Here is a 21440-nt window from a genome sequence, read left to right as displayed (position 1 = left end):
GGAATTTCATGAAAAGCTTGTTGTTGGCGCTCGGCAGCGCCGCTCTGATCGCGAACGCCCCCGCCTTCGCGCAAACGGCCGCCCCCGCCACGCATCCCACCGTCCTCATCAAGACGACGGACGGCGACATCCGCGTCGAGCTGTACCCCGAGAAGGCGCCGAAGACGGTCGCCAACTTCCTCGACTACGTGAAATCCGGCCAATACAGCGGCACGATCTTCCACCGCGTGATTCCAGGCTTCATGATCCAGGGCGGCGGCTTCACGGCGAGCTACGTCGAGAAGCCGACGCGCGCGCCGATTCCGCTCGAAAGCAAGAATGGCCTGAAGAACGCGGTCGGCACGATCGCGATGGCGCGCACGAGCGACCCGAACTCGGCCACCGCGCAGTTCTTCATCAATACCGTCGACAACGCCGGCCTCGACTATCCGAACCCGGACGGCAACGGCTACGCGGTGTTCGGCAAGGTGATCTCCGGTATGGACGTCGTCAAGAAGATCGAAGGCACGCCGACCACGACGCGCGGCCCGATGGCGGATGTTCCGCAAACCCCGATCGTGATCGAATCGGCCAGCGTCGTTTCGAAATAAATCACGCGTAGACGACAATTCGCGCAATCGGCGGGAACGCGCTAACTTAGTGAAATATGGCGTAGTTCGCGCGGCCCCGCCCGCTCCCTCCCTCTACTCAAGGATCGCATCATGGTCGAACTCCATACGAACCACGGCATCATCAAGCTCGAACTGGACGCTGAAAAGGCGCCGAAATCGGTCGAGAACTTCCTGAACTACGTGAAGAACGGCCATTACGACAACACGGTGTTTCACCGCGTGATCGACGGCTTCATGATTCAAGGCGGCGGCTTCGAGCCGGGCATGAAGCAAAAGGCGACCGAAGCGCCGATCGACAACGAAGCGAACAACGGCCTGAAGAATGTGCAGGGCTCGATTGCGATGGCGCGCACCAACGACCCGCATTCGGCTACGGCACAATTCTTCATCAATGTGAACGACAACGACTTCCTGAACCACTCGTCGCCGACGCCGCAAGGCTGGGGCTACGCGGTGTTCGGCAAGGTTGTCGAAGGGCTCGACGTCGTCGACAAGATCAAGAAGGTGAAAACGGGCTCGAAGGGCTTCCATCAGGACGTGCCCGTTGACGATGTCGTGATCGAAAAGGCTGTTATCGTCGACTGAGATTGAGCACGACTCTCTTACGGGAGAAAAGCGTTGCTGGGCGGCAGGATACGCCACACAGCGTCGCGGCGGGCGTGCCGGGCGAAGTCGGGCACACCCGCCCGCACGCGCCGCGCCCGCTCCTCTTTATCTCCGATCTGCACTTAAGCGAGGCGATTCCGCGCACGGTCGCCGCGTTCGAGCACTTCGTCCGCGTGACGGCCGACAATGCCGACTCCGTCTTCATTCTCGGCGACCTGTTCGAATTTTGGATCGGCGACGATATGCTCGCCGCAGACCCCTTCGCGGCCCGCATGGCGGCGCTGATGCACACGTTGTCCGAGCGCGGCGTCGCGCTCTACATCATGCACGGCAATCGCGACTTTCTGCTCGGCAAGCGCTTTATGAAAGCTGCCGGCGCGATCTGGCTGCCCGATCCGTTCGTGATGACGGCTTTCGGCTCGCGCATCGTGCTCGCACATGGCGACGCGCTTTGCACTTCGGACCGGAAATATCAGACTTTTCGCCGCTTCGCACGCAGCCGCGCCGCGCAACTGCTTTTTCTCGCGTGGCCGTTCAAATGGCGGCTCGCGCTCGCCGAACGGATGCGCAGCGCGAGCGAGGACGGCCGCACGAGGCCGGTTTCGCCGCTCTACGACGTCACGAGAGAAGGGGTGGAAACGCTCTTCAAGGCGAGCCGGACGACGACCATGATTCACGGACACACGCACCGGCCCGCACGCCATCAGGAACACGGCGGCACGCGCTGGGTCTTGCCCGACTGGGATCTCGACCACGGCAAGCGGCGCGGCGGCTACCTTCGAATCGACGCCGAAGGCATTCGAGCGTTTCCGCTCGACTGACTTGGGTCACTGCTCGACCGTTTTCCCTTCGATTGCCGCCGACAAGCGCCGCAAATCAATCAACGCCGCGTCTGCGCCCTGCAGCGCCTCGAGACGCGTGCCGAGCCGCTCGAGCGCGGCGACGATTTCGTCGACCCGCTGCGTCTCCTTCGCGGCGTGATCGATCAGTCCGTGCAATGCGAGAGACACCGGATCGTCCGCGTTCGGTGTAATGCCATAGGCGCAAAACGCGGCGCTCTGCGGTGCGCGCTTCGTGTCGGCGGGCATCACGACGCGCGCCGGATTGCCGACCGCGGTGCCGCCCGCCGGCACCGGCTTCACGACGACCGCGTTCGAGCCGATTTTCGCTTCGGCGCCGATCGTGAAGCCGCCCAGAACCTTAGCGCCGGCGCCGACGATCACGCCGCGCTCGAGCGTCGGATGGCGCTTGGCGCCGCGCGTGAGCGACGTGCCGCCGAGCGTCACGCCTTGGTAGATCGTGCAGTCGTCGCCGATTTCCGCCGTCTCGCCGATCACAACACCCATCCCGTGATCGATGAACACGCGCCGGCCGATCGTCGCGCCGGGGTGGATCTCGATGCCGGTCAGGAAACGCGCGACCTGCGAAACGAAGCGTGCGAGCCAGCGGCGCTTGCCGAGCCAGCATGCGTGCGCGAGGCGATGCAGCACCAGCGCGTGCAACCCCGGATAGCACGTGAGCACTTCCCAGGCGCTGCGAGCGGCGGGGTCGCGCTCGCGGATCGTGGCAATGTCTTCGCGAAGTCTCGTGAACATGATCGTGATCGTTGGGTGAAACGGTCGCAGGGTCGTGGCAGCCGACGGCGAAAGCACGGAAATAGCAGATCCGCAGATTTGCTTATGACGAATGGGGCGATTGTAGGGCGAAGTCGGCGGATGTGCTGGACGCCCTTCATCGCCACAATGCACGCGGGGGTATTCGGCGGAGCTCTAAGCCTGACGAGGTGACGAGCGATGCACCTCAATGGCGCACCTAGCGCTGGAACCGGTGCTCCCAAGCGCTCGCACTCGAGCTCATTTTTCCGGGTCGTGCGTCTTGAGCAAAATGTGCTTGGCAATGCCGCGCACGATATTCACTTCCTCGCGCTCGAGCCCCGAGCGCGCGAAAAGCCGCCGCAGTCTCGACATCAGCTTCTTCGGATTCGCGGGGTCGAGAAACTCCAGTGCGATCAGCGCGTTCTCCAAATGGACGAACATACGCTCGATCTCGTCGCTCGGAGCGCGCGGCCCGCCAACGTCTGCCAAGGCCGGGGACGAGGCTGAAGTGTCGCCGCTCGATTCGCCCAGATACGCCATGCGCAGCTCGTAACACAAGACCTGAACGGCCTGCGCGAGATTGAGCGAGCTATAGGCGGGATTGGCCGGAATATGCGCAAGCGCGCTGCAACGCTCGACGTCTTCATTCGCAAGACCCGTGCGCTCATTGCCGAACACGAGCGCGATGTCGCCGCTCGCGGCGTGCCGGCACGCCTCCTTCGCGGCCACGCGCGGCGCGAGTTGCGGTGGCCCGTACTCGCGCAGCCGCGCGGTGAGCGCGATCGACCAATGCACGCCCGTCAGCGCATCGGCGAGGGTGGGCACGACATGGGCCGACGCGAGCACATCGTCGGCGCCGCTTGCCATCGCGATCGCTTCTGGATCGCTCTGCACGTGCGCCACGCGCGGCGCGACGAGCACCAGGCGCGAAAAGCCCATCGTCTTGAGCGCGCGCGCCGCGGCGCCGACGTTGCCGGGATGGCTCGGCTCGACGAGCACGAAGCGCGTCGACGTAAAGCCGCCGCGCGGCGCGCCGGCGCAATCGGCTGCCGCGGACGACGCGCGGCCCGGCTCGTGATGCGGTGTGTTTGGATGATTCAAGATGACCCGATGAAAACCGTGAAAAGCAGCCGGCGACAAGCTTGCCGGAGAAACCCGCCTGAAGTGAGTATGGTATCGCCAACCTCGGACGAACCCAATCTGCCGTTCGGTCTGGGCCATTCGGTCTGGGCCATTCGGTCTAGGCTATTCGGTCAGGTTGCGTCTGCTGCGCCAATGCCCGCAGACTCACGACATCAAGCCGAATCGATCGACGCCGGGTGCGTTCAGCGCTCGACGTTCTGCCGGAAGATGCCCGACTCAGGTAAAATCACGCCGTTCGCGCGCGCCGCACGCTGTCGCCGATTTATCGCCGATTGCCAAGCAGCCCGCGCCCCGCTCTTCTTCAATTCGTCTCCGTCGACGGAATTCGTGCCCGGTCACGCGTTCCGGCCGGTTTAGCTCATTACCGGGCAGCGCTCGCACCCTCCCGGCACAAGGAACCAGGCTCATGCATCCCATGCTCAACATTGCCGTCAAGGCCGCCCGCCGCGCTGGACAGATCATCAACCGCGCGTCGCTCGATCTCGACTTGGTGCAAGTCAGCAAGAAACAGCACAACGATTTCGTCACGGAGGTCGACAAGGCATCGGAAGCGGCGATCATCGAGACGCTGAAGACCGCCTACCCCGACCACGCCATCCTCGCCGAAGAATCCGGCCGCTCGGAGAACGAATCCGAGTACGAGTGGATCATCGACCCGCTCGACGGCACGACCAACTTCATTCACGGCTTCCAGTACTACTGCGTGTCGATCGCGCTCGCGCACAAGGGTATCGTCACGCAAGCCGTCGTCTATGACCCGACTCGCAACGATCTCTTCACGGCATCGCGCGGCCGCGGCGCCTACCTGAACGATCGACGCATCCGCGTCGGGCGGCGCGACCGCCTTGCCGACTCGCTGATCGGCACGGGTTTCCCGTTCCGTGAAAAGGACGGCCTCGAAGCGTATTGCCGCCTGTTCGCCGAAATGACCCACGCCTGCACGGGCCTGCGCCGTCCGGGCGCCGCGGCGCTCGATCTCGCCAACGTCGCCGCCGGCCGCATGGACGGCTTCTTCGAGCAAGGCATCAGCGCTTGGGACATGGCGGCCGGCAGCCTGCTGATCACGGAAGCCGGCGGCCTCGTCGGCAACTACACGGGCGACTCCGACTTCCTGCATCTCGGTGAAATCGTCGCCGCGAACCCGAAGGTGTATGCGCAAATGGTGCCGATCCTGAGCCCCTACAGCCGTACCCGGCAAGCGGCCTAACGCGAGGCAAAGAAAGCGGCTGCGGCCGCTTTTTTGTTTGCAAGACCGTATGCAGGCCACCGCGCTTACGCCAGCCATCGCTCCCCGTCGCAGCGAGCGCGTCGGCCTGCTTCGCACACGCTTCGATTTCGATGTTCGCCGCAGCGGCCACCGCCGCGGCGGCGAACCGCATTCGCTCCGCGCTTCATGAAGAAAGGTTTCTATACGATTATCGCGGCTCAGTTCGTGTCGTCGCTCGCCGACAACGCGTTGCTGATCGCCGCGATCGCGCTGCTCAGCGTGATGCAGTCCGCCGCTTGGGTCACGCCGCTGCTGCAGATCTTTTTCACGATCTCTTATGTCTTGCTGGCGCCTTTTGTCGGCGCCTTCGCGGACGCGCTGCAAAAACGTCACGTGATGTTCGTGTCGAACGCGCTGAAAGCGTGCGGCTGCCTGATGATGATCGCAGGCGTGCATCCGATGATCGCGTATGGCGTGGTGGGGTTCGGCGCCGCAGCCTATTCGCCGGCCAAATACGGGATTCTCACCGAACTGCTGCCGCCCGAGCGGCTGATCGCCGCAAACGCGTGGCTCGAATCGGCCACCGTGCTCTCGACCATCATCGGCACGATGATGGGCGGCGCGCTGATCAGCCCGCTCGCCGAACGCTTCGTCGCGCGCACGCATTGGCCGCTCGTGCACTCGGCGGCCGACCTCGCGATGGTCGCCGTCATGCTGACTTACTTGGTAGCGGCGCTCATCAACATCGACATTCCCGACACCGGTGCCCGCTACGCTAACCGCTTGCGCGAACCCGGCAAGCTCGTCGGCGATTTCGTGCACTGCTTCAACGTGCTGTGGCTCGACAAGCTCGCGCAGATCGCGTTGTGGGTCACGACGCTGATGTGGGGCGCGGCGGTCACGCTGCAATTGCTCGTCCTCAAGTGGGCTGCGTCGAACCTGGGGTTGTCGTTGTCGAAGGCCGCAGTGATGCAGGGCGTGACGGGCATCGGCATCGCGGTCGGCGCGGCGGCCGCCGCGGCCTGGATTCCGCTCGTGCGCTCGCTGAAGGTACTGCCGGTAGGGATTGCCGCGGGCCTCGTCGCGGCGGGGATGGCGTTCTACAGCAAAGGGCTCTTCCCGGCCGGCTCGGGCTTGAGGATCGGCAGCCTCTTCGCGCCGTTCTATATCGTGTTCGCGTATCCGCTGATGATCGGCCTCGGCGGCCTGGCGGGGTTCTTCATCGTGCCGATGAACGCTCTCTTGCAGCATCGCGGAGCGACGCTGCTCTCGGCGGGCCATTCGATCGCGGTGCAGAACTTCAACCAGAATCTCGCCGTCCTGCTGATGCTCGGCGCCTACGCGCTGCTCTTGACCGCGAAGGTGCCGGCGCAGTGGATCATCGTCATCTTCGGCAGCTTCATCTGCCTGATGATCTGGCTCGCGAAGCGCAAGAGCGTGGCGAACGCGCGCAAGGTGGATCTGCGCGCGCTCGTCGAGGAATGAGTGACAGGGCGAGACACAGCAGCCCGGTTGCGGACTTCCCGGCGCGACTGGCAATACGTTCGCGTTAGCCGTTCGTCCAGGGTTCGTGCGCACACCCGCCCGGGTTAAACTCTCGCCCTATATAGGCAAGACAAGACAAACACGATGGGCAATCCAATTGAAGCGGCGGGCGCTGCAAGCGCCGCCAGCGACGTCGCGCAGCACACGCCGATGATGCAGCAGTATCTCCGCATTAAAGCGGAGCATCCCGGCACGCTCGTCTTTTATCGGATGGGCGACTTCTACGAGCTCTTCTTCGACGATGCCGAAAAAGCCGCTCGTCTGCTCGACCTGACACTCACGCAGCGCGGCGCGTCCGCGGGCAACCCGATCAAGATGGCGGGCGTGCCGCATCACGCCGTCGAGCAATACCTCGCGAAGCTCGTGAAGCTCGGCGAATCGGTCGCGATTTGCGAACAGATCGGCGATCCGGCGACGTCCAAGGGCCCGGTCGAACGCAAGGTCGTGCGCGTCGTCACACCGGGCACGCTGACCGACGCGGCGTTGCTCTCCGACAAGAGCGACGTCTATCTGCTCGCGCTCTCGCCGGGCCACAACAAGCGCGGCGTCGTGACGAACGTGGGCCTCGCGTGGCTCAACCTCGCAAGCGGCGGGCTGCGCCTTGCGGAAGTCGCACCCGATCAAGTCGGCGCCGCGCTCGAACGCATTCGCCCGGCCGAAATCCTCGTGGCCGACTCGCCCGCGAGCTCCACGCCTGCGGGTCTGGCCGGTGCGCTGACGCGGGTGCCCGTGTGGCATTTCGACGTTGCGTCGGGTACGCAGCGCCTGTGCGACCAATTGGATGTTGCAGGTCTCGACGGTTTCGGCGCGCAAACGCTGACGAGCGCATGTGGCGCGGCCGGCGCACTGCTGCTCTACGCGTCGGCGACGCAGGGACAGCAATTGCGCCATGTGCGCAGCCTGAAGGTCGAGTACGAGTCGGAATACATCGGCCTCGATCCGGCTACGCGCCGCAATCTCGAACTGACGGAAACGTTGCGCGGCACCGAATCGCCGACGCTCTATTCGCTACTCGATACCTGCAGTACGGCGATGGGCAGCCGCTTGCTGCGTCACTGGCTGCATCATCCGCCGCGCGACGCGTTGGTCGCGCAAACGCGCCAGCAGGCGATCGGCGCGCTGCTCGACGCGCCCGTCGACGCGAGCCTCGATGCGTTGCGCAGCGCGCTGCGTCAGATTGCGGACGTCGAGCGGATCACGGGGCGGCTTGCGCTGCTGTCGGCGCGTCCGCGTGACCTTTCGAGCCTGCGCGACACATTCGCCTCCCTGCCGGCGCTGCGCGCGAAACTGGCGGGCATCGTCGCGAACGCGGCGGCCCTCGCGCGCATCGACGCCGAGCTCGAACCGCCTGCCGGCTGCGTCGAATTGCTGACTCGCGCAGTCGCCGCCGAACCAGCGGCCATGGTCCGCGACGGCGGCGTGATCGCCCGCGGCTACGATGCGGATCTCGACGAATTGCGCGATATTTCGGAGAACTGCGGACAATTCCTGATCGACCTCGAGACGCGCGAACGCACCCGCACCGGCATTGCGAATCTGCGCGTCGAGTACAACAAGGTCCACGGGTTCTACATCGAAGTCACGCGCGGCCAAACCGACAAGGTGCCGGACGATTACCGCCGCCGCCAGACGCTCAAGAACGCCGAGCGCTATATCACGCCCGAGCTGAAGACCTTCGAAGACAAGGCGCTCTCCGCACAGGAACGTGCGCTCGCCCGTGAACGCGCGCTCTTCGACGCGCTGCTGCAGTCGCTCTTGCCGTTCATCGCGGATTGCCAGCGCGTCGCCGCGGCGCTTGCCGAGCTCGACCTGCTCGCCGCGCTCGCCGAGCGAGCCCGCGCGCTCGATTGGGTCGCACCGGAGTTCTCGGCGGATATCGGCATCGATATCGAGCAAGGACGCCATCCGGTCGTCGAGGCCCAAGTCGAGCAGTTCATCGCGAACGACTGCCGCCTCTTCGCCGATCGCAAGCTGTTGCTGATCACCGGCCCCAACATGGGCGGTAAGTCGACGTTCATGCGCCAGACCGCGTTGATCGCACTGTTGGCCTATGCCGGCAGCTACGTGCCCGCCCGGCGCGCCCGCTTCGGCCCGATCGACCGCATCTTCACGCGCATCGGCGCCGCCGACGACTTGGCCGGCGGCCGCTCGACGTTCATGGTCGAAATGACAGAAGCCGCGGCGATCCTGAACGATGCGACGCCGCAGAGTCTCGTGCTGATGGACGAGATCGGCCGCGGCACGTCGACGTTCGACGGTCTCGCACTCGCGTGGGCTATCGCGCGGCACCTCCTTTCGCACAACGCCTGCTACACCCTCTTTGCCACGCACTACTTCGAACTGACGCAGTTGCCGGCGGAATTCGCGCACGCGGCAAATGTTCACTTGTCCGCCGTCGAACACGGGCATGGGATCGTTTTCCTGCATGCCGTCAACGAAGGCCCTGCAAGCCAGAGCTACGGCTTGCAGGTCGCGCAGCTGGCCGGCGTACCGCCGCCCGTGATTCGCGCGGCGCGCAAACACCTCGCGTACCTGGAACAACAGTCGATCGGGCACGCGACGCCGCAGCTCGACTTGTTCGCCGAACCGGTCTACTTGGAAGATGCACCGGACGATGCCGAGGATGATGCGCCTGCTGCGCAGACGCACCCCGCGCTCGAAAAGCTGCGGTCGATCGATCCGAACGATCTGAAACCGCGTGACGCGCTCGATTTGCTATACGAACTGCACGATCTCGCGAGCGCCGCGCGGGATGCGCAACGCTAAGCGCCACATGCGGGCCAAGGGCCGGCACCGACGCTCCGCCTCGACGCACGGCGCGGTGGCGCTGGCCGTCGCGCTCGCGTGCTGCCTGACGCAGGAGCGGCCAGCCAACGCTGCCGCACCGCGCTATACGTTCGCCGTCATCGGCGGCACGTTGCAGGACGCGGCCGATGAAGCGCCGACCCAGCGTCTTCTTGAAGCGATCGGACTCGACAAACAGATGTCGTTCGTCGTCTATGACGGCAACCTCAAAGGCGCGACCGAAGCTTGCCGCGACTCGCTCTACGAGCAGCGGCAGCAAGTACTCGAAACGTCGCGCGTGCCGCTCTTCTTCATCCCGGGCGGGCACGACTGGGTTGCCTGCGCTCAGCCACAGGCAGGCGGCTACGACGCGGTCGAACGGCTCGACTTTATACGGCAGACGTTGCTTTCCGATTCGGCGTCGATGGGTCAGAACTCGCTTGCGCTCACCCGGGAAAGCGAAGTCGCGCGCTTTCGGCCCTACCGCGAAAACATCCGCTGGCAGATCGGCGATACGGTGTTCATCGGCCTGAACGTGCCCGGCGAAAACAACCACTACTCGAGTGCGGGCGGCCGCAATGGAGAGTTTGAAGATCGTGCGGTCGCGACGTCGTTCTGGCTCGAGCACGCGGCCGAATATGCAAAGCGTCGCGACGCGCGCGCTGTGGTCATCTTCGTGAAAGGCGACCCCGATCTCAAGCAGTACGAACGTCCCGAGCGCTTCCCTTGGCTGCGATTCGGCCATGCGCGGCCGCGCGACGGCTATCTGGAGTTCAAGCGCAGTCTCGTGAAAATGGCGGAAACGTTTCGCGGGCCGGTGCTGCTCGTCCACTACGACGACCGGCGTCTCGCAGGCGGCTTCCTGATCGATCAGCCGCTTCGCAACGACAAAAGCGAGCGCGTCGCGAATCTGACACGCATCGCGATTTCTCCTCGCGAACGTTTGACGCAATGGATTCAGGTCGACGCGGATTTCGGCAAGCGGCCGCCGTTCAGGGTCAGCGTGAGGAATGTGCCGAAAAATCTGCCGGCGCCTACCGCGCCGCAAACGGTGCCGAGCGAGGAGCCGGCTGTGCCGCCGGTGCCCGACGCGTCAGGATTGATGCCGGCGCTGCCCATGCAAGAGCCGCCGATCCTGCCGGATAACAACCAAGGCAACAACCCAAGCAACAATCAAAGCGCGCCGCCCATCCTGACGGCGCCTTCTCAACCTTCGCCGCAAGCTTCGGCGCCGGGGAGCGCCGAGCCTGCAAGTTCATCAGTGCAGCGTGGGCCGTGAGTCGCCGGCTTCTTCGTCGTCATCGTCTTCGTCGATGACTTCGAGGCCATCGGCGCCGTGCGCGTGCTCGTGGTCGATCTCGTCCTGCGTCGCTTCGCGCACTTCCTTGACGGTCAGCGCGAAACGCAGCGCCATGCCGGCGAGCGGGTGGTTGCCGTCGAGCACGACTTTATCCTCAGCGACATCCGTGACGGTGTAGATCAGCGAATCGATATCCTCGTCGCCCTCTTCCGGCGTGCCCTCGAACTGCATGCCGACTTCGAGCGGTTCGGGGAAGCGGCTGCGCGGCTCGACCTTCACAAGTTCGGGGTCGTACTCACCGAAGGCGTCTTGCGGCTCGAGCTGAATCTGGGTCTGGAAACCGGGCTCGCGACCGTCGAGTTCTTCCTCGATCTTAGGGAACGTGCCATCATAGCCGCCGTGCAGATAGACCATTGGCTCGTCGCTCTCTTCAATCAGATTGCCCTGCGCATCCGACAGCTTGTAAGCGACCGATACGACGGTGTTCTTTGCGATTTTCATTCGATTCTCCAAAATACATTTCCCATTATACGATGCCCAAGCGGCCCCTAGACCACTCGGCCGGCACCGCGTCGGCCACGGCCAAAGCGACCGTTTCGCCCCCGCTTCCCGAAGTGCCGACTCCCTTGCTGGGCAATCTTACGCCGTCGCAATTCATGCGCCGGTACTGGCAGAAAAAGCCGCTCTTGATCCGCCAGGCCGTCCCCGATATCGTGCCGCCGCTCAGGCGCGACGAACTGTTCGAGCTCGCCGACAGCGACGATGCCGAGTCCCGGCTGATCACCCATTTCCGCGGTAGCTGGCAACTCAAGCACGGGCCTTTCGCACCGGACGAACTGCCGCCGGTGAAGCGTCGCGAATGGACGCTCCTGGTCCAAGGCGTCAACCTGCATGACGATCGCGCACGCGCACTGCTCGACCGCTTCCGCTTCGTTCCCGATGCCCGCCTCGATGATCTGATGATCTCCTATGCGACCGACGGCGGCGGCGTCGGTCCGCACTTCGACTCCTACGACGTTTTCCTGCTGCAAGTGCATGGCAAACGCCGCTGGCGTATCGGCGCGCAAAAGGACCTGTCGTTAAAACCGGGGCTGCCGTTGAAAGTTTTACAGCATTTCGAGCCCGATGAAGAATGGCTGCTCGAGCCCGGCGACATGCTGTATCTGCCCCCGCACATCGCGCACGACGGCATCGCCGAAGGCGAATGCATGACGTGCTCGATCGGCTTTCGAGCGCCCTCCGCAAGCGAGCTGACCGGCCAGTTCCTCTACCATCTGGCCGAGCGCGGCGAGACCCTGAACGGATCGCTGCGAGACGAACGCTATCGCGATCCGCAACAGCCTGCGGTGACGAATCCGGGACAATTGCCGCCAGCGCTCATCGACCGAGTTGGCGCGATCCTTGCACAGATCAAATGGACCGAGCGTGACATCGCGTCGTTTTTGGGCAGCTACTTGAGCGAGCCGAAAGCGAATGTCGTATTCGACGCGCCGCGCCGCCCATTGAACGAAGCTGCGTTCATTCGCAACGCCTCCCGCTCGGGTATCCGCCTCGATAGAAAAACGGTGTTGCTGTATGGGCCCCGTTCGTACTTCATCAATGGCGAAGAAGACCGGCTATTGCGCGGACAAAAATGGCTAGCGGAATTGGCTGATACGCGGCGCCTGGGAGCGAAACGCTTTGTAACACTCTCGGCAGATGGGGCGGTGACAGCATTGCTGCACGAATGGTATTGTGCGGGCTGGGTACAAGTGGGCGAATTCGCGTAAAGTAGCCTGCCTGTTGTTCCGAAACACAATATTTTGTATGAGAAAGACAACGTATTGACCCTGGTTTGTCGACGGTCGGTACGAAAGTGCATATAATTTCCGCCCAAGCCGTAGGGAAGATTCACGCTCTGAAGTGCATCCCACCATCGGCCCAGGTTGGTGTTGGAGCACATTACCGGTATTATTTCGCGCTGTTGCTTACCTTTAACCATAAAAGGACGTGATCATGAAGAAATCCCTCCTCGTAGCATCCCTGCTGGCAGCTGTGGCCCTGGCCGCTTGCAACAAGAGCAGCGACCAATCGGCTGCCCCGGCCGCTAGCGACACGTCGGCTGCTTCGGCACCGGCAGCTGCTGCTTCGGAAACGGGCGCTGCTTCGGGCGCTGCTGCTGCGAGCGACACCGGCGCCGCTGCTTCGGCACCGGCAGCTGCTGCTTCGGACGCTGGCGCTTCGGCTGCTGCTCCGGCTTCGGGCGCAAGCCAGTAAGCTTGCGGCTGATGTGGCAAAGAAAAAACCGGCCTTCGGGCCGGTTTTTTCATGCCTGCGAGATTGATGCGCGCTGCGCTACGACACGGCGTCCAGCCGGCCAATACGCAACCCAGAAAGCAAGACAGAATTAGAGGCTTAGCCAGCCGAATCCGTCGACCTGCGAAGCGACCACCACTTCGGTAGCCGCCGCGCCCAGCACACGGGCCATGGCCGCTCGGGCAAGCTCGGGGAGGTTGTTTTGCTGGCTCAGATGCGCCGCCACCAGGTGCTTGAGACGCGCGCGATCCAGCGAAGCCAGAATGTTCGCCGCGGCGTCATTGTTAAGGTGTCCGTGATTGCCGCCGATACGCGCTTTCAACGATTGCGGATAGCGGCTTTGGGCCAGCATCTTCGTGTCGTGGTTGCATTCGAGCACGAGACCGTCACAACCGCTTAGCACAGCGCTGATATGCGGTGTCGAGGTGCCGACATCGGTCAGCACACCCAAGCGGCATGCGCCATCCGAAAACACGAATTGCAGCGGCTCGCGCGCATCGTGGGGCACCGTATAAGGCAGCACTTCGACATCGCCGATGGCCGCCGTTTCATCGCCCCATAGCACGTGCAAATCGACGTCGGCATCATCGGCCCCGACCGCTTGCGCCGTGCCCCAGCTCATGTAAAGCGGTAGCGACCACTTGCGCGCGAGCGTAAGCGCGCTGCCGATGTGGTCGCTGTGCTCATGCGTGATCAGAATGGCGTCGAGTTGCTCGACGCCCAGCTCGAGTCTGAGAAGGCGTCGCTCGACTTCTTTCGCGGAGAACCCGCAGTCGAGCATCACGCGAGTCGTCGTGGCTCCGTTCGAAGCCTCGACGACAAGGGCATTGCCCTCGCTGCCGCTGCCGAGGCTGGCAAAACGCATCGCGCTTAATTCAGTTGCGCGTGCAGCAGCGAAACGATTTTTTGCGCTTCGGACGACGTGTCGATTTGCCCGTTCGCATCGACCACCGCCACTTGGGTGACGCCGTCGCTCTTCGAACGGACGTTGATGAGGAATTCCTGACTCGGCTTCTGCGCGCTCGAACCGCTGTAGAACAGCTTGCCGAAGATGCCTTCGCGCTTCAGTTCTTGCATCGAATCGGCGTAACGCACGTAGTACAGACCCTTCGCGCGATCGCGATTGTCGACCGTGAAGTTCGTGCGATCGAGCGCTAGCCCAACGCGCAGCCACGCGCTGTCGAACGGCTCAGTCAGGTCCAGCGTGGTCGCACCCGCATTCATGTCGACTTGCGCCGTTGCGCCGGACGGACGCGCATCGGCCAGCAGCTGCTTGGACTGCGCTTCGGTCAGGCCGAACTTCTGCATCAGCTTATCGAGGAACACCGCTTCGAGCACCGGATTGCGCGGCCGCTCGACCCAGCGCGAGGAATCCTTGTCCTGCCCCGTCAACACCTCTTCCATCGCGCTGTGCGTGATCGAAATGTCGGTCATGCCATCGGGACCGCGCTCGACCAGCGTACGGAAGCTGTCCCGCGTGCCCGACGAATAGGCGAAATCGATGACTTTGCCGATCGTGCGGCGGAACCAGTCGTCCGGGATATTCGCGCGGTTCTCGGCCCAGTCCGTGGTCATGATGCCGGTAGCCGGCGCGTCGGTCTTCAGCGAGAAGCCGTTATCCTTCCAGAAATCCTGCAGGATCGGCCAAAGCTGATCGGGCGAGCGTCCGTCGACGACGAGCCAGCGACGGTCGCCGTCGCGCTCCACGTGCATCCCGTACGGGTCTTGCGCGGTAGGCACGCCTTCCACTGTGTTGCCGGCCGCGGTCTTCGAGAGGGTCGGCGCGCCGCCCAGCGGAGCGGTGACCGGCGGCGCGGTGAATTGCTGATTCATCGCGGTCGGATTCAGGTCGCTCGGCACCGTCAGCGGCGGCGCGGAGCCCGTGGCCTTGTAATTGACGCGATCGGACGCGAACCAGTCGTTCAACGTGTCGCAGCCGGCGAGCGTGCAAAGCGCAAGCGCCAGCACCGCCATGCGGGTGGCGTTAGTAGAGAAAGCGGAACGTTTCATGAGGTCCTTCGTGATACGGGAACGCGTTGGCTGCAACGGTGCCGGGTACGTGAGTCGAGAGTCGACGTCGGTTAAAGGAATGCCGGCTAGCGGCGCTCGACGGGCTGCAGCGTTCAGCCCAAAAGACCCGCTTCGCGCAATGCCGCGCGCACCACGTCGTGATAGCGCGCATCGAGCGGAGTCAGCGGCAGGCGGATGCCGCCCTGCATCTTGCCCATCTCCTGCAGGGCCCACTTGGCCGGAATCGGATTCGATTCGATGAAGAGGTTCTTGTGAAGCGACAACAGCTTTAGGTGAATCTCGCGAGCCGTCTTCGCATCGGCGGCGAGCGCGGCTTTGCACAATTCGCTCATCAGGCGCGGCGCGACATTGGCCGTCACGGAAATGTTGCCGTGGCCGCCGAGGAGCATCAGCGCAATCGCGGTCGGATCGTCGCCGCTGTAGATCCCGAAGTGGGCCGGCGCCGACTTGATCAGATGCGCGGCGCGATCGATGTTGCCCGTCGCTTCCTTCACACCGATGATGCCCGGCACTTGCGCGCAACGCAGGATCGTCTCGTTCGACATATCGGCGACGGTACGGCCCGGCACGTTGTACAGGATGACCGGCAAGTCCACCGCTTCGGCAATCGCCTTGAAGTGACGGTAGATGCCCTCTTGCGTCGGCTTGTTGTAATACGGCACGACTTGCAGCGAGGCATCGGCGCCGACAGCCTTGGCGCGCTCGGTCAACTCGATCGCCTCGGTGGTGGAGTTGCCGCCCGCGCCGGCGATCACGGGGATGCGTCCCGCCGTGTGATCGACCGCTGTCTTGACCATCAGGATGTGCTCTTCGACCGAAAGCGTCGCCGATTCGCCGCTCGTGCCGACCACCACGAGCGCGTCGGTGCCTTCCTCGATGTGCCAATCGATCAGCTTGCGGAACGCCGGCAGGTCGAGGCTGCCGTCTTCAAGCATTGGGGTCACGATGGCGGGAATGCTGCCGCGGATTCGAACGCCGTCCTGGGTGCCGCTCTGGTTGCCGTAAGTCATGAAATGCTTTGAATTTAATCAGTAAACCGCGATTGTAGCGGATTAGCCGGCCAAATCGTAACGCGGGGGAACCACTGCCCCATTCGCTTCGATTACCGGCGATTCCACCTCTCGAACCGCGCAAATCCGCTGAATATACGCGGCGCGCGGGGTTGCCAGAAATCCATCTTGAAAAGCGACGACGCGCAGGCCCGGCCGCACGGCGTCCAGCAGCTCACCGGGAGCGAGCAGGAACGCCGGATTCGAGGGCTTGCCGACCGTTTCGTTGCCGGCGGCGAAGGTCTCGTAAATCAGCACGCCACCCGGCGCCAGGGCGTCGAGCAGCTTGGGGAACAGGGGCCGATGCAGATAATTCGTCACGACCACCGCGTCGAACCGGGCACCGGCCGGCAACGGCCAGGGACTGCCGTCCTCGAGATCGGCAGTGAGGGTTTCGACACCCGCCACGCGGGCCATCGTTGCCAGCGCGGCGGCATCGCGATCGAGCGCCGTCACCCGGTGCCCGCGGGCAGCGAACCAGCGCGCATGGCGTCCGCTGCCTGCCGCGACGTCCAGCACCGTGCCGCCTGCCGCGACGAGATGCGACCAGCGCTTCACCCAGCGTGACGGCTCGAGCGCGCCGCCGTGCGGCTCGACCGCCGGTACCGTGGATTCGCCGCTCATCGCTTGCCGCGCCGCCTGCAACGCCGGATCAGTTGTACGAGAGGCCCATGGCCTCGCGCACGTCGCGCATCGTCTCGGTCGCGAACTTGCGGGCCTTGTCGCAGCCGTCGGCGACGATCGCGCGCAACAGCGACGGGTCGTCCATGTACTTCTGCGCGCGCTCGAGCATCGGCTGCTGTTCGCGCAAGATGCCCTCGATCACCGGCTGCTTGCATTCGAGACACCCGATGCCTGCCGAGCGGCAGCCCTTTTGCACCCACTGGTGCGTCGCTTCGTCGGTATAGACCTGATGCAGCTGCCACACCGGGCATTTGTCCGGATCGCCCGGATCGGTGCGGCGCACGCGCGCCGGGTCGGTCGGCATCGTGCGGACCTTCTTCGCGATCGTTTCGGCGTCCTCACGCAGCCCGATCGTGTTGCCGTAGGACTTCGACATTTTCTGCCCGTCGAGGCCCGGCATGCGCGACGCTTCGGTCAGGAGCACCTGCGGTTCGACGAGGATGATCTTGCGCGCGCCTTCGAGGTAGCCGAACAGCCGCTCGCGGTCGCTCATCGACAGGCTCTGCGACTCCTGTAGCATCGCCCGCGCCTGTTCGAGCGCTTCGTCGTCGCCTTCCTGCTGATAGGCGTTGCGCAGCTCGTGATAGAGCTTGGCGCGCTTGCCGCCGAGCTTCTTCGCGGCTTCGAGCGCCTTTTCCTCGAAGCCCGGTTCGCGGCCATACAGATAGTTGAAGCGGCGCGCGATTTCACGCGTCATCTCGACGTGCGGCACCTGGTCCTCGCCGACCGGCACGAGCGATGCGCGGTACAGCAGGATGTCGGCGGCCATCAGCACGGGGTAGCCGAGAAAGCCATAGGTCGACAAGTCCTTGTCCTTGAGCTTCTCGATCTGCTCCTTGTAGGTCGGCACGCGTTCGAGCCAGCCAAGCGGCGCGCTCATGCCGAGCAAGAGCGACAGCTCGGCGTGCTCCTGCACCTTGCTCTGGATGAAGAGGGTGGCCTGCGAGGGATCAATGCCCGAAGCGAGCCAGTCGATCAGCACTTCCCAGACGTTCTTCTCGATGATTTCGGGCGTTTCGTAGTGCGTCGTCAGAGCGTGCCAGTCGACCACGCAGAAAAAGCATGGATATTCGGATTGCAGCCGAACCCAGTTTTTCAGCACGCCGTGATAGTGGCCGAGGTGCAGCGACCCGGTGGGCCGCATGCCGGAGAAAATACGGTCTGGGTACATGGTTTTAGTTAAGGAGCGAAACGAAAGGAGTCAGGATGGCGCGCACGGCATCGTAGCCGAGACCGACGAGCGGGCTCAGCCAGAACTTCGTCAGGACGCCGGTCATGACGAGCGCCATCACGATGAAAAAGCCGTACGGTTCGAGCCGCGCGAGCGCGATCGCCGCACGCGGCGGCAACAGCGCGACCAGCACACGGCCGCCGTCGAGCGGCGGCAGCGGAAAGAGGTTCAGAAAGCCGAGCACCAGGTTCACGCCGATGCCCGCCTGCGCCATGCGCGTTAAAAAAGGCTCGTCGATCGACAACAGCGCCAGCGCCACGCCGAACACGGCCCAGACGAGCGCCTGCACGAAATTGCACCCTGGCCCCGCCAGCGCGACCCAGAGGCTCCCCCAGCGCGGATTGCGCAGGTTGCGAAAGGCGATGGGCACCGGCTTCGCGTAGCCGAACATCAGCGCGCCGCCCGTCGCGAAGTAAAGAATGAGCGGAATCGCGATCGTGCCGAGCGGATCGATATGGCGCATCGGATTGAACGACACGCGCCCCATCATGTAGGCGGTGTTGTCCCCCAGAAGGCGCGCCACATAGCCGTGCGCCGCCTCGTGCAGCGTGATCGCGAAGATCACGGGCAGTGCGTAGACCGCGATTGTCTGTATCAGTGAAGAATCCATAGCGCGTTATTGTATCAAGCGAGTGACACGCAGCCGCCCGCTTTCAATACTCTCCCGTAAGGATGGGTGCAATGCGCTCCGCGGCATCCCGATTACGCCGCCGTCAAGCCGAACGGCTCGAGCCGGCCGCGACCGGCGCGCACGAGGACGGGCTCGTCGCCCGTCAGGTCGATCACCGACGAGGGTTCGCGCGGGCACGCGCCGCCGTCGACCACCAAGTCGAGCTGCTTTTCGAGCCGAGCGCGGATTTCCTCGGGGTCGTTGAGCGGATCGGTGTCGGGCGGGAGGATCAGCGTCGTCGCGATCAGCGGCTCGCCGAGCGCTTCGAGCAGCGCGAGCGTGATCGCATGGTCGGGCACGCGCAGGCCGATCGTGCGCCGCTGCGGATGCGACAGGCGCCGCGGCACTTCCTTGGTCGCCTGCAGAATGAACACGTAAGGCCCCGGCGTGACCGATTTGATGAGCCGGAACTGGAGGTTGTCGACCATCGCGAAGTTCGCAAGCTCCGACAAATCGCGCACGGCCAGCGACAAGTGCTGCTTCTCATCCAGCCCACGGATACGGCGCAGGCGCGTGACCGCGTCCTTGTCGTCGAGCTGGCAGGCGAGCGCGTAGCTCGAATCGGTGGGCAGCGCGACCACGCCGCCTTCCTTGATGATCTGGACCGCCTGCGCTATCAGGCGCGGCTGCGGATTGTCGGGGTGGATCCGAAAGTATTGGGACATGGGGAACGAGTCGGGATCGTGAGGCGGACGGCGCGCTCCGCGCGCACCTTCCGGGCACACCACCGCGCCCGTTTATCGTTAGCGCGGCAGCCGGGCGAGCGCTACAGCCAGCGCTCCCAGACAGGCTTGAGATCGGACGGCAGCGGCGGCAAGCTGCCCAATTCGGTACGGCTTTCGCCCGGCGCATGAAAATCGGAGCCGCGCGACGCCTCGAAACCGAAGCGGCGCGCCACGTCCGCGTATTCGCGATACTGATCCGGCGTGTGGCTGCCGGTCACGACCTCGATCGCCTTGCCGCCCAGGTCGATGAATTCGCCGAAGAACGCATCGAATTCCGTGGGCGTGTACTGATAGCGGCCGGGGTGCGCGATGACGGCCTCGCCGCCGGCCACCTTGATCCAGGTGACCGCATCGGACAGCTTGGCCCAGCGGTGCGGCACGTAACCGGGCTTGCCGTCGCCGAGAAAGCGGTCGAACACGTCGGCCGTCGACGCCGCAAAGCCCTTTTCAACCAAAAACCGCGCGAAGTGGGTACGCGAGATCAGGTCGGGATTCGATACGTATCGCAGCGCGCCTTCATACGCCCCGTCGATGCCAAGCTCGCCGAGCGACTCGCCGATCGCCTTGGCACGCGCGGCGCGGCCGTGGCGCGTCGCATAAAGGCCGTCGACGAGCGTCGCGCACTCGGGATCGACATTGAGCCCGACGATATGCACCGTGCGTGACGCCCAGGTGACCGAAATTTCCACGCCGTACAAATAGCGCATTCCGAGTTCTTGTGCGGTGCGCCGCGCTTCGGCCTGCCCGCCGACTTCGTCGTGATCGGTCAGCGCCCACAGCTCGACGCCGCCGGCATGCGCGCGGCGAGCGACGTCCGCGGGAGCGAACAGACCGTCGGAAACGTTCGAATGGCAGTGCAGGTCGGCGTTCATTGTCAGTGGAATTCGGGAGCCTGTTCATTCTACTGCAATGCGGCATGCGAGCCGTGGATCAATTCGCGGTGGCGCGTGCGGCGGCGCTCGGCGCAGCGGCGCCCGACGCTATCGCGCCCAGCGCAGCGGCGCCCGCCCGATTTACGCGCAAAAACCCTCGATCAGCGCGGCGATCTGCTCGGGCTGATCGTGATGCACCATGTGGCCCGCATCGTCGATGATGTGTTCCCGCCAGTCGGGAAACGCTCGGAAACGCGCTTTGTATTCGTTGAGCGGAATGTCGCCGGCGAGCATCGTGAGCGTCGGCGAGGCCGCCGCCTCGATGTGCAGCACCTTCGCGCGGACATTCGCCCACACGGCCATCACTTCGTCGAGCCGGTACAGGAGCGGTCCGCGCTGCTTATGTGCAGGGTCCGCGAGCAGCCGGTAGCGGCCGTCCGAGTCGAGCTTCGACCAGTGCTGCGCGAGGAACCGCGCGCGCTCCGGCGCGAGGCGCGGATTGGTCTTGATCAGCCGCGCGGCGACCTCTTCCTCGGACGCGTAGCTGCGCAACGTCGGCGGCTCGCGCAGTTCGTCGAGCCACGCGCCGAGCCGGCGCGGCATCTGCGCTGCCTTCGAGGGCGCGAGGCCAAAACCCTCCAGGTCCACCACCCGGCGCACCCTCTCCGGGCGGGCGCCGGCATACAGGCACACGACATTGGCCCCCATGCTGTGGCCGACGAGATTGACCTGTCCGGTGGGCGCGTAGCGGTCGAGCAACGCGTCGAGATCGGCGAGGTAATCGTGAAACCAGTAGCTGCCGCCACCGCGTTCGGCCACCGGCCAGTCGGACAGGCCGAAACCGCGCGCATCCGGCGCGATCACCTGCCAGTCCCCCGCGAGCGCATCGACGACGAACTGGAACGACGCCGAAATATCCATCCAGCCGTGCAGCATGAAGAGCGTTGGCGCGTCGGCGCGGCCCCAGCGGCGCACATGCAGCCGGGTGCCCCGCACGGTGACGAAGTCGGATTTTGAAGGGTTCATGAGTACCTGCCGCGTAAAAACGAATGGTCGTTCGATTATATCGAGACGGGCGGATTTTCGTGCAGC

21 protein-coding genes are annotated in these 21440 nt (G+C 64.3%); 9 read left to right on the top strand and 12 right to left on the bottom strand.

Annotated elements, in window-relative coordinates; translation table 11 throughout:
• Window positions 1-8 precede the first annotated feature (8 nt).
• From FAZ95_RS08790 to FAZ95_RS08780, 3 genes are all read left to right on the top strand, one after another.
• Window positions 9-590 carry a peptidylprolyl isomerase gene (locus FAZ95_RS08790; protein WP_137332097.1) on the top strand — a complete coding sequence of 194 codons (582 nt, stop codon included), beginning with the start codon at window positions 9-11 and terminating at the stop codon, window positions 588-590.
• A 111-nt stretch (window positions 591-701) separates the two neighbouring features.
• Window positions 702-1196: a peptidylprolyl isomerase gene (locus FAZ95_RS08785; RefSeq protein ID WP_137332096.1), complete on the top strand. Its 495-nt coding sequence runs from the start codon at window positions 702-704 to the stop codon at window positions 1194-1196.
• A gap of 2 nt (window positions 1197-1198) precedes the next feature.
• Complete coding sequence (locus FAZ95_RS08780) at window positions 1199-2038, top strand: UDP-2,3-diacylglucosamine diphosphatase (protein ID WP_137332095.1); 840 nt, start codon at window positions 1199-1201, stop codon at window positions 2036-2038.
• Between the two features lie 6 nt (window positions 2039-2044).
• On the opposite strand, the gene cysE is transcribed toward FAZ95_RS08780, so the two are convergent.
• Together cysE and FAZ95_RS08770 are read right to left on the bottom strand one after the other, a co-directional pair.
• Window positions 2045-2812: a serine O-acetyltransferase gene (gene cysE, locus FAZ95_RS08775; protein ID WP_137332094.1), complete on the bottom strand. Its 768-nt coding sequence runs from the start codon at window positions 2810-2812 to the stop codon at window positions 2045-2047.
• Window positions 2813-3070: 258 nt separating this feature from the next.
• Window positions 3071-3913, bottom strand: a complete 843-nt coding sequence (locus FAZ95_RS08770; protein WP_137332093.1) for an RNA methyltransferase — start codon at window positions 3911-3913, stop codon at window positions 3071-3073.
• Between the two features lie 448 nt (window positions 3914-4361).
• Between FAZ95_RS08770 and FAZ95_RS08765 the strand changes: the two genes are divergently transcribed.
• The 4 genes from FAZ95_RS08765 to FAZ95_RS08750 all read left to right on the top strand — a co-directional run bounded on the left by FAZ95_RS08765 (window position 4362) and on the right by FAZ95_RS08750 (window position 10770).
• Entirely contained in the window at window positions 4362-5162 is an 801-nt protein-coding gene (locus tag FAZ95_RS08765; RefSeq protein WP_137332092.1) for an inositol monophosphatase family protein, read from the top strand.
• A 186-nt stretch (window positions 5163-5348) separates the two neighbouring features.
• Window positions 5349-6647, top strand: a complete 1299-nt coding sequence (gene lplT / locus FAZ95_RS08760; protein ID WP_137332091.1) for a lysophospholipid transporter LplT — start codon at window positions 5349-5351, stop codon at window positions 6645-6647.
• Window positions 6648-6791: 144 nt separating this feature from the next.
• Window positions 6792-9473, top strand: a complete 2682-nt coding sequence (gene mutS / locus FAZ95_RS08755; RefSeq protein ID WP_137332090.1) for a DNA mismatch repair protein MutS — start codon at window positions 6792-6794, stop codon at window positions 9471-9473.
• Window positions 9460-10770 (top strand): hypothetical protein, encoded by a 1311-nt coding sequence (locus tag FAZ95_RS08750; protein ID WP_254699855.1) that lies wholly within the window; start codon window positions 9460-9462, stop codon window positions 10768-10770. The genes mutS and FAZ95_RS08750 overlap by 14 nt, the downstream gene beginning before the upstream one ends.
• Here the strand turns inward: FAZ95_RS08750 and FAZ95_RS08745 are convergent.
• Entirely contained in the window at window positions 10750-11292 is a 543-nt protein-coding gene (locus tag FAZ95_RS08745; protein ID WP_137332089.1) for an FKBP-type peptidyl-prolyl cis-trans isomerase, read from the bottom strand. The two genes, FAZ95_RS08750 and FAZ95_RS08745, sit on opposite strands and share 21 nt — an antisense overlap.
• Window positions 11293-11324: 32 nt before the next feature.
• On the opposite strand from FAZ95_RS08745, the gene FAZ95_RS08740 reads away from it, so the two are divergent.
• Both FAZ95_RS08740 and FAZ95_RS08730 read left to right on the top strand, forming a co-directional pair.
• A complete protein-coding gene (locus FAZ95_RS08740; protein ID WP_137334478.1) occupies window positions 11325-12560 on the top strand; it encodes a cupin domain-containing protein in 1236 nt (411 codons plus the stop codon).
• A gap of 226 nt (window positions 12561-12786) precedes the next feature.
• Window positions 12787-13047 (top strand): hypothetical protein, encoded by a 261-nt coding sequence (locus FAZ95_RS08730; protein ID WP_137332088.1) that lies wholly within the window; start codon window positions 12787-12789, stop codon window positions 13045-13047.
• Between the two features lie 130 nt (window positions 13048-13177).
• Here FAZ95_RS08730 and FAZ95_RS08725 read toward each other — a convergent pair whose 3' ends face one another.
• From FAZ95_RS08725 to FAZ95_RS08685, 9 genes are all read right to left on the bottom strand, one after another.
• The gene (locus FAZ95_RS08725) at window positions 13178-13951 is read right to left on the bottom strand and encodes an MBL fold metallo-hydrolase (protein ID WP_137332087.1); all 774 of its coding nucleotides are present in this window, start codon (window positions 13949-13951) and stop codon (window positions 13178-13180) included.
• A gap of 5 nt (window positions 13952-13956) precedes the next feature.
• Complete coding sequence (gene bamC, locus FAZ95_RS08720) at window positions 13957-15096, bottom strand: NlpB/DapX family lipoprotein (protein ID WP_137332086.1); 1140 nt, start codon at window positions 15094-15096, stop codon at window positions 13957-13959.
• 113 nt (window positions 15097-15209) lie between these two features.
• Window positions 15210-16127 (bottom strand): 4-hydroxy-tetrahydrodipicolinate synthase, encoded by a 918-nt coding sequence (gene dapA / locus FAZ95_RS08715; protein ID WP_137332085.1) that lies wholly within the window; start codon window positions 16125-16127, stop codon window positions 15210-15212.
• A gap of 42 nt (window positions 16128-16169) precedes the next feature.
• Window positions 16170-16790, bottom strand: a complete 621-nt coding sequence (locus FAZ95_RS08710) for a class I SAM-dependent methyltransferase (RefSeq protein ID WP_137332084.1) — start codon at window positions 16788-16790, stop codon at window positions 16170-16172.
• Window positions 16791-16818: 28 nt separating this feature from the next.
• Window positions 16819-18021 carry a tryptophan--tRNA ligase gene (locus FAZ95_RS08705; protein ID WP_137332083.1) on the bottom strand — a complete coding sequence of 401 codons (1203 nt, stop codon included), beginning with the start codon at window positions 18019-18021 and terminating at the stop codon, window positions 16819-16821.
• Between the two features lie 4 nt (window positions 18022-18025).
• Window positions 18026-18691, bottom strand: a complete 666-nt coding sequence (locus tag FAZ95_RS08700) for a site-2 protease family protein (RefSeq protein ID WP_137332082.1) — start codon at window positions 18689-18691, stop codon at window positions 18026-18028.
• A 92-nt stretch (window positions 18692-18783) separates the two neighbouring features.
• Window positions 18784-19416: an L-threonylcarbamoyladenylate synthase gene (locus FAZ95_RS08695; RefSeq protein WP_137332081.1), complete on the bottom strand. Its 633-nt coding sequence runs from the start codon at window positions 19414-19416 to the stop codon at window positions 18784-18786.
• A gap of 101 nt (window positions 19417-19517) precedes the next feature.
• Window positions 19518-20348, bottom strand: coding sequence for a 3',5'-nucleoside bisphosphate phosphatase (locus FAZ95_RS08690; RefSeq protein ID WP_137332080.1), 831 nt, complete (start codon window positions 20346-20348; stop codon window positions 19518-19520).
• Window positions 20349-20489: 141 nt separating this feature from the next.
• Entirely contained in the window at window positions 20490-21374 is an 885-nt protein-coding gene (locus tag FAZ95_RS08685; protein ID WP_137332079.1) for an alpha/beta fold hydrolase, read from the bottom strand.
• Window positions 21375-21440: the final 66 nt, after the last annotated feature.

This window comes from Trinickia violacea (genome assembly GCF_005280735.1).
GTDB classification, from domain to species: domain Bacteria; phylum Pseudomonadota; class Gammaproteobacteria; order Burkholderiales; family Burkholderiaceae; genus Trinickia_A; species Trinickia_A violacea.
The sequence above is the reverse complement of the archived record's forward strand: the minus strand, read 5'-3'. Positions and strand labels throughout refer to the sequence as shown.

What these genes read in the sequence shown, in the direction of transcription:
- FAZ95_RS08765 (WP_137332092.1), top strand. Translation starts at nt 4,362, where the DNA reads ATGCATCCCATGCTCAACATTGCCGTCAAGGCCGCCCGCCGCGCTGGA.
- FAZ95_RS08710 (WP_137332084.1), bottom strand. Translation starts at nt 16,790, where the DNA reads ATGAGCGGCGAATCCACGGTACCGGCGGTCGAGCCGCACGGCGGCGCG.
- FAZ95_RS08700 (WP_137332082.1), bottom strand. Translation starts at nt 18,691, where the DNA reads ATGGATTCTTCACTGATACAGACAATCGCGGTCTACGCACTGCCCGTG.
- FAZ95_RS08705 (WP_137332083.1), bottom strand. Translation starts at nt 18,021, where the DNA reads ATGTACCCAGACCGTATTTTCTCCGGCATGCGGCCCACCGGGTCGCTG.
- cysE (WP_137332094.1), bottom strand. Translation starts at nt 2,812, where the DNA reads ATGTTCACGAGACTTCGCGAAGACATTGCCACGATCCGCGAGCGCGAC.
- FAZ95_RS08745 (WP_137332089.1), bottom strand. Translation starts at nt 11,292, where the DNA reads ATGAAAATCGCAAAGAACACCGTCGTATCGGTCGCTTACAAGCTGTCG.
- FAZ95_RS08690 (WP_137332080.1), bottom strand. Translation starts at nt 20,348, where the DNA reads ATGAACGCCGACCTGCACTGCCATTCGAACGTTTCCGACGGTCTGTTC.
- FAZ95_RS08685 (WP_137332079.1), bottom strand. Translation starts at nt 21,374, where the DNA reads ATGAACCCTTCAAAATCCGACTTCGTCACCGTGCGGGGCACCCGGCTG.
- dapA (WP_137332085.1), bottom strand. Translation starts at nt 16,127, where the DNA reads ATGACTTACGGCAACCAGAGCGGCACCCAGGACGGCGTTCGAATCCGC.
- lplT (WP_137332091.1), top strand. Translation starts at nt 5,349, where the DNA reads ATGAAGAAAGGTTTCTATACGATTATCGCGGCTCAGTTCGTGTCGTCG.
- FAZ95_RS08750 (WP_254699855.1), top strand. Translation starts at nt 9,460, where the DNA reads ATGCGCAACGCTAAGCGCCACATGCGGGCCAAGGGCCGGCACCGACGC.
- FAZ95_RS08730 (WP_137332088.1), top strand. Translation starts at nt 12,787, where the DNA reads ATGAAGAAATCCCTCCTCGTAGCATCCCTGCTGGCAGCTGTGGCCCTG.
- FAZ95_RS08785 (WP_137332096.1), top strand. Translation starts at nt 702, where the DNA reads ATGGTCGAACTCCATACGAACCACGGCATCATCAAGCTCGAACTGGAC.
- bamC (WP_137332086.1), bottom strand. Translation starts at nt 15,096, where the DNA reads ATGAAACGTTCCGCTTTCTCTACTAACGCCACCCGCATGGCGGTGCTG.
- FAZ95_RS08695 (WP_137332081.1), bottom strand. Translation starts at nt 19,416, where the DNA reads ATGTCCCAATACTTTCGGATCCACCCCGACAATCCGCAGCCGCGCCTG.
- FAZ95_RS08790 (WP_137332097.1), top strand. Translation starts at nt 9, where the DNA reads ATGAAAAGCTTGTTGTTGGCGCTCGGCAGCGCCGCTCTGATCGCGAAC.
- FAZ95_RS08740 (WP_137334478.1), top strand. Translation starts at nt 11,325, where the DNA reads ATGCCCAAGCGGCCCCTAGACCACTCGGCCGGCACCGCGTCGGCCACG.
- FAZ95_RS08725 (WP_137332087.1), bottom strand. Translation starts at nt 13,951, where the DNA reads ATGCGTTTTGCCAGCCTCGGCAGCGGCAGCGAGGGCAATGCCCTTGTC.
- mutS (WP_137332090.1), top strand. Translation starts at nt 6,792, where the DNA reads ATGGGCAATCCAATTGAAGCGGCGGGCGCTGCAAGCGCCGCCAGCGAC.